This window comes from Bacteroides sp. D22, from assembly GCF_000163675.1.
Classification (GTDB): domain Bacteria; phylum Bacteroidota; class Bacteroidia; order Bacteroidales; family Bacteroidaceae; genus Bacteroides; species Bacteroides xylanisolvens.
In genome coordinates, this window is record NZ_GG774815.1 from 28200 (window position 1) to 35374 (window position 7175).

Annotated in this window: 5 protein-coding genes; 1 reads left to right on the top strand and 4 read right to left on the bottom strand. The window is 36.9% G+C overall.

Annotated elements, in window-relative coordinates; all coding sequences use genetic code 11:
• Positions 1-6: 6 nt before the first annotated feature.
• The 3 genes from HMPREF0106_RS06770 to HMPREF0106_RS06760 form a co-directional block, all read right to left on the bottom strand.
• Positions 7-3336: a SusC/RagA family TonB-linked outer membrane protein gene (locus tag HMPREF0106_RS06770; protein WP_004314579.1), complete on the bottom strand. Its 3330-nt coding sequence runs from the start codon at positions 3334-3336 to the stop codon at positions 7-9.
• A 24-nt stretch (positions 3337-3360) separates the two neighbouring features.
• Positions 3361-4551 carry a FecR family protein gene (locus HMPREF0106_RS06765; protein ID WP_008640710.1) on the bottom strand — a complete coding sequence of 397 codons (1191 nt, stop codon included), beginning with the start codon at positions 4549-4551 and terminating at the stop codon, positions 3361-3363.
• An 82-nt stretch (positions 4552-4633) separates the two neighbouring features.
• Positions 4634-5215, bottom strand: a complete 582-nt coding sequence (locus HMPREF0106_RS06760; RefSeq protein ID WP_004314577.1) for an RNA polymerase sigma-70 factor — start codon at positions 5213-5215, stop codon at positions 4634-4636.
• A 285-nt stretch (positions 5216-5500) separates the two neighbouring features.
• On the opposite strand from HMPREF0106_RS06760, the gene guaA reads away from it, so the two are divergent.
• Positions 5501-6808: a glutamine-hydrolyzing GMP synthase gene (guaA, locus tag HMPREF0106_RS06755; protein WP_004314576.1), complete on the top strand. Its 1308-nt coding sequence runs from the start codon at positions 5501-5503 to the stop codon at positions 6806-6808.
• 148 nt (positions 6809-6956) lie between these two features.
• Here the strand turns inward: guaA and HMPREF0106_RS06750 are convergent.
• Positions 6957-7175 (bottom strand): transposase (locus tag HMPREF0106_RS06750; RefSeq protein WP_009038818.1); only part of this gene is annotated, 219 nt, incomplete at its 5' end.

Sequence of the window (7175 nt, forward strand, 5' to 3'; positions counted from 1 at the left end):
TAAAATTTAGAGAGTGGCTGTTAATGAGAACGACATATTTCTTGCGAAAGGATAATTTAAACCTCGTTCTATTTTTATAGAAGAGAACGTTGCAATATCATTTAAATAGAATGATAAACGCAGACGTTGCATACTTAATTTCCTATAAATGGAACTGGGAAACTCATAATATGCACTGATGGAAGAGAGTGATAATTCACGCCGATCCTGTACAAAGCGAGTGGTAGCACGTGTAGTTGTTTCAGAATTAAATTTCTTGTATGGTGTTACTTGTCCGGGAGTAGTCCAACGACCAATTAGCAATCGGCGATCCACATTGTAAGCAATATTTGCATTTTCTACCCGACTGACGAGGGTTGAATTATACATTTGACAACCAGCAAGATAACTTATAGTAGCGCTTAATCCGATACCTTTATACTCGGCTGTGAAACCGCCTGTACCACGATACTTAGGATCGGAGTTACCAGCAGCGACCATATCATTGGCTGAATAAGTATAGGTGTAGGTACCATCTTTTTTAATGTATATTTCTTGTCCGGTTTGCGGATCAATACCGGCTGAAGGAACTGCCCATATTGTTTTCATAGATAATCCGTCTTGATACATTAATACAGGTGCAGAGGTATTATTATCTTCTGCTTGTTTCATCATTTTTTCATTGTAAGCCCGCATACTCTCTGACAAACGAATTATTTTATTTCGGTTATAGGCAAATGTTCCATATACATTTACAAAACCTTCTTTTCCTTGCCATATTGTATAATTAGCTTTAGCTTCAACTCCAGAATTACGTACCAATCCTAAATTATCTTTTACTATTGCGAACCCTGTAGAAGTTGGGATTGTTACATCGGTTAACATATTCTTGGTATCTGCTGAGTAATAGTCAACAGAAAGGGATAATCCGGCAACTCTCATATCAATTCCTATATTATGATCCTTTTTCTGTTCCCATTTTAATTTGGAGTTAGGCATAGATGCTAAATAAGCTCCTGTAAATTTGCCAGCTAAGCCTCCATATACGACGCCTGTGTAATAATTATATGTAGCAATTGCTGCGTTGGTATCAAAGTTTTGATTTCCAGTCAAACCAATCGAGGCCCGAAGTTTTAACTGTTTAATCCATCCAACACCTTTCAAGATGGCTTCATTGTGCAGGTTCCATCCAATACCAAAAGACCAGCTATTGGCCCAACGGTTATCTGAACCGTATAAGGAAGATGCGCTTTCCCGAACAGTTGCATCGGCTAAATAACGATTGTCATAATCATACGAAGCGGCTAATAGGAAGCTGGCTTCACGGTTAATTGTGGAATAACCAGTAGGGGTACTGTTTTCTGCATATTGTTTTGCGAATGAAATATCTGCCTTCTGATTATTGGGGAAACCTTCTGCCGTGTGTCGATATGCTGATGATTTTTCTCCGGAGATAAAGGCACCGGCATTTCCAAAGATAGTATGTTTACCAAATTGATTATTATAGTTTATATTCAAGTCTCCGGAAATAGAACTGGATTTACCATTTTCCATAATATACTTACCACGCTTAAGTATATCATTAACATTTGCAAAAATGGAATGTGAGGCGGGATAGAAATCATCCATATCATTTCGTTTTTCAGAGACTCCTATACGTGCTGTTGCTTTCCAGTTTTTATCAACTTGCCATTCTGCATAAAAATTATTGGTGAATTGTAAATAACTGGAAGTAAAGCTGGTTCCGATAATAGAATTATACATAGGGTTAGCTACTTTGCTTGATGTTGAGCCAATTTGTTCTACCCATTGAACTATATTCCCATTTTCATCAGTTGCTTGCCAATATGGATTCATTCTGGAATATTCGCTAAATTCTCCATAAGGGGACTCATTACTTTTGTTAGATATGATTGATAGGATATTCTTTAGTAATAGTTTGTTATGTCTGTATGATAAATTTATATCACCCGATATATTGCGGCGGTCAGATCCCTTCATAACCCCAGTAATCTGATTATAAGTAAGGTCTAAGATTGCACGTAAATTTTGGGAATCGCCTAATTCTATATTTAGGTTATGTTTATGTCCTATGCCAGTGTGAAGTGGCTTGGATAACCAGTAGGTATCTAATCCTTCTAATGCAAGTTTTCGTCGTCCATTATATAATTGATCTAATTGGATTTGTGTATTGGCGCTACTACTTGTATATACTCCGTCTAAACGTTCTGCTTCCAATTTTTCAAATGCATTACAAAGGTCATAACTGGTTAAATCCGGCATTTCCAAAGAAATACTACCATTATACGTAATACGCTGTTGATTTCCGGTTAAACGTTTTGTTTCAATAACAATTACACCATTGGCTGCTTTAGAACCGTAGAGAGCTTTTGCTGAGGCGTCTTTTAAAATTGTAATGCTTTCAATTCGGTTCATGTCCATGTCCATTATTGTCTCAGCAGTTGTTTCAAAACCATCAAGAATGAATAAAGGTTGATTGGGTTGATTTTGATAGTTGCTGCGCAAAGAACTGCTTTCTGTCGTTGGAAAACTGGAAGTTCCACGCATTGACATATCCGGAACACTATTGGGATTGGAGCCCATATCAAAATTATCTGCAATGTATATTGTAGGATCCAGATTTTTCAAACTCTGGAACACATTCTGATTTCCGACACGCATCAGATCTTTGCTCGAAATAGTAGTTGCTGCTCCAGTAAAACTTTCTGCTTTACGAGTATAAATTCCAGTAACGATAACTTCATCTAATTTAGTATCACTTTTTAGAGTAATATTTTTTCGTACATCATTCCGACCACTATTAATCATTACTTGCTGAGTAGACATTCCGATATATGAAAAGGTGATAGTACATGCGGTATTAGCTGGAATCTCTATATTATATTTACCATTATTATCTGTTATGGCAAAGCGTTGAAGATCACTAATCACAACATTAACACCGGGCAAAGGATATCCTTCTTCATCCGAAACGATACCTGTTGCGATACGTTTGCTTCCTTGTTGTTCCACTTTAGAGATAGTGACAATATCTCTTTCCATGCTGTAAGTGAGACCCGTGCCATTGAGTACGGTACGTAGTACGTTATCCACAGTTTCATCTTTTACATGGATAGTGATGGGTTTCAGTGACTTTGTCTGTTCTGTATTGTAGACAAAGCTTAATCCGGTTTGTTGTCTTAAAGCATCGAAAAAATCTTTGACAGTGACAGATTCCAGATTTAAAGTTACTTTTTTGCCACTTTCTGGAATGGCAAGCATCATTGTGGGTAATAGTAATAATACTACTACCAGAGAAAGTATTCGGATTCTTTCTCTACTTTTTGTCTTTCTCATTCTTTCTTCTTGTTTAATTAGTAATTAATTGTCTGTGATTAAAATTTCTCTTCCTTCTATTTTTATTTGTAAATTCGTAGTACGTGCTATTGCTTTTAATATCGGGCTGATTGTGGCATAACGATCCATATTACCAGTAAATCGCAGTTGTTTAAGCTCGGAAGTGCCAAAGGAAATATTAACATTATACCAATGTTCTAGAATTTCGACAATATTTTCTAAAGTACGATTTTCGAAAATAAGTCGTCCTTCATTCCATGCTATGTAGGGAGTGAGGTCTACATTGTATATAGATATATTGTTACCTTTCTGTTCAATGTGTGCCAATTGGCCCGGCTCTATGAGTTGTTCCTGTGTACTTCCTTGAGGAATAATACTGATACTCCCTTTCACTAATGCGACTTCTGTTCGTCCAGAGGTGAATGTATTAACATTAAATTCTGTACCATACTGTTTGATTATTCCTTGGTCAGTGATAACGTAGAAAGGACGAGTATCTTTGGCTATTTTAAAATAGGCTTCTCCTTTTAGATAAACCATGCGTTTAGTCTTACTAAACTTTACAGGATACCGTATTTCTGTGTTATAATTGAGGTGTACGGTTGTTCCATCTTCAAAGGTTACTCTGAATTCGTTTCCTTGTTCAGTTGTTAATGTGTTTTTTTCTACTGTTTCAGGCTGCTGTTTTTGAGGTATATCTATATTTATATTGGGTGTTGATGGATAGATGAGCGCACCATTTTGGGCTATAGCAGTTGTGGAATGATTAACTTTAACTGGTGTTGGATATGTTGGGGTAAGCGATTGCTTGTCATTCCCGGCTAAAATTAATGTAGCTTTAGGAATTCCTGGCTGTATGGCATCTCCTAAGGCTAGATTGTCAGATATTTGTTTTTCGGAAGCAATATAAAAGTACCATCCTCCTGCTGCTATTATTATAGGTAATATTAAAATAGCTGCATATTTCAGGAGAATTGATGTGACTGATACTTGGCAATATTTCTTTTTGAAATGTTTCCATGCTTGATGTGAGTTAATCTGTGTATATGCCTCGTAGCGCTTACGAAATGATGCGCTTGTTCGTAAACGATTGAAAAACTCTTCGTGTTGTGGAGAGGTCTTGATCCAATTGTCAAGTTGTTTTTTCTCGTGCTCTGTAATATCACCGAAGAGATATTTGGCTATTAATTCTTCTGTACCAGATTTTATTTTCATATATTTATTGTCTTATCATTTGTTAATAAGACAACATGAAGATTAAAAAGAGGTACAAACTTTCTAAAAAAGATTATTTTGGTTACGAAAAAAACTTGGAACTATACAAAATGTCACATAAGGGGAGCAAAAAATAGCATGTGCCCATCTGTTCTTTGATAGATTGTATAGCTCTTTTCTTTTGTGTTTTTACTGTTTCAATCGAAATTCCTAGTGCAGTAGCTATTTCTTCATTCTTTTTTCCATCCATATGTAATAAGAATATTTCCCGGCAGCGTGTTGGCAATTTATCGATAGCACGAAATAGTAGTCGGTATACTTCTTCTTCATTGGTATCTTCTTCTTCTGTGATTTCTCGATAAGTGCTTGCCAAGCGTTCAAGATAGAGAGATTCTACATTCTGATGTTTTAAATAATTAAGAGAGGCATTTCGTATAGAATTATAAAGATAAGTTCGGAAAGAAGGCAATGATAAGAATCTCATTTTCTTTTCCCACATAGTTGCAAAAAGATCCTGTACAATATCTTCGGCAGCTTGTTGGGAAGAGAGAAAGTTGATGGCATACAACACCAATGCTTTATAATATTCATTATAAAGCTGATGATAAGCGGCTGGGTGTTGCTCATTTATACCTTTTATAAAGGAACTTTTCTCTTCGTTCATGGTGAAATATTATGTTTTATGCAGCAAATGTATAAAATATCTAGGATAAAAGAAGTCTTTCAAACTCTATAGTGTTTGTGAATGCTTCTTTTTTTATTTTTGCTTGTCTGTATAACTTCATTTTTTTCTTTGGAATAATATAACAGCAAAAAAACGCGACTCTGTTCTGAAACTTTAGAGAATCAATGTATTATAGTCTCTCTAAAAATCTTTATATTTGCAGACCGTTTGGAAACGATAGTGAATAATAAACAATACAATAACTTAAAAAACAACCAAAATCAGATGAAGCAGGATATGATTGTTATCCTTGACTTGGGTAGTCATGAGAATACGGTGTTGGCTCGCGCCATCCGTGCATTAGGAGTTTATAGTGAGATTTATCCTCACGATATCACAGTGGAAGAACTGAAAGCATTGCCCAATGTAAAGGGTATTATAATTAATGGTGGACCGAATAATGTAATTGATGGCGTTGCTATTGATGTAAATCCGGCTATCTATACTTTGGGGATTCCCGTCATGGCTGCAGGTCACGATAAAGCAACTTGTGAAGTGAAGTTGGCAGAATTTGCGGATGATATTGAGGCTATAAAGGCGGCAGTGAAATCATTTGTTTTCGATGTTTGTAAAGCTGAAGCTAACTGGAACATGAAGAACTTTGTCAATGATCAGATAGAGTTGATTAAGCGTCAGGTGGGCGATAAGAAAGTATTGTTGGCTCTGTCGGGTGGAGTTGATAGCTCTGTGGTAGCAGCTTTACTTCTGAAGGCAATTGGTAACAATCTGGTTTGCGTACATGTTAATCATGGTTTGATGCGTAAGGGAGAGTCTGAAGATGTGGTTGAGGTATTCAGCAACCAGTTGAAAGCAAATCTTATTTATGTAGATGTAACCGATCGTTTCTTGAATAAACTGGCAGGTGTGGAAGATCCGGAACAGAAACGTAAAATTATTGGTGGTGAGTTTATTCGTGTGTTCGAAGAAGAAGCACGTAAGCTGAATGGTATTGACTTCTTGGGGCAAGGGACTATTTATCCGGATATTGTGGAAAGTGGAACGAAAACTGCTAAAATGGTGAAGTCTCACCATAATGTAGGTGGGCTGCCTGAAGACCTTAAGTTCGAGCTTGTGGAGCCGTTGCGCCAATTATTTAAAGATGAAGTTCGTGCTTGTGGCTTGGAGTTGGGATTGCCTTATGAGATGGTTTACCGTCAACCTTTCCCTGGTCCAGGTTTGGGCGTACGTTGTTTAGGTGCTATAACGCGTGACCGTTTGGAGGCTGTACGTGAGTCCGATGCTATTTTGCGTGAAGAGTTTCAGATTGCCGGATTGGATAAAAAGGTATGGCAATACTTTACAGTAGTACCCGATTTTAAATCTGTTGGTGTACGTGATAATGCCCGTTCTTTTGATTGGCCGGTGATTATTCGCGCTGTCAACACGGTAGATGCTATGACGGCTACTATCGAACCGATAGAATGGCCTATCCTGATGAAGATAACAGACCGTATACTGAAAGAAGTGAAGAATGTAAATCGCGTTTGTTATGATATGTCTCCGAAACCTAATGCGACTATAGAATGGGAATAGAGAGACTTTTTAAGTGATATTTCGATAGCCTCAATTTTTTGTAAGTTGAGGCTATTTTTTTAATATGTTGAACCTTGCCACATTGAATTTGACGGATGTTTAATGGCTCAGTTGTAATTCTTGGGGGATTAAGTTTAGTCAATTCCCTTCATGCATATACCTTTGCTAGCCTAAAAAGGAAGAAGCTCATATCCACTACTCCTCTAAATGATGCCCTAAATGCTTTGATTTTAGCATTAAATGCTTCCGCTGCTGCATTTGTACTCCTGTTCACAAAGAAGTTCAGAATCCTTTCATAATGATTCTCAATAGAGTTTGCTACTGTTGTGAATGTATCGTATCCATATTCTTCAATCTTATTATACCA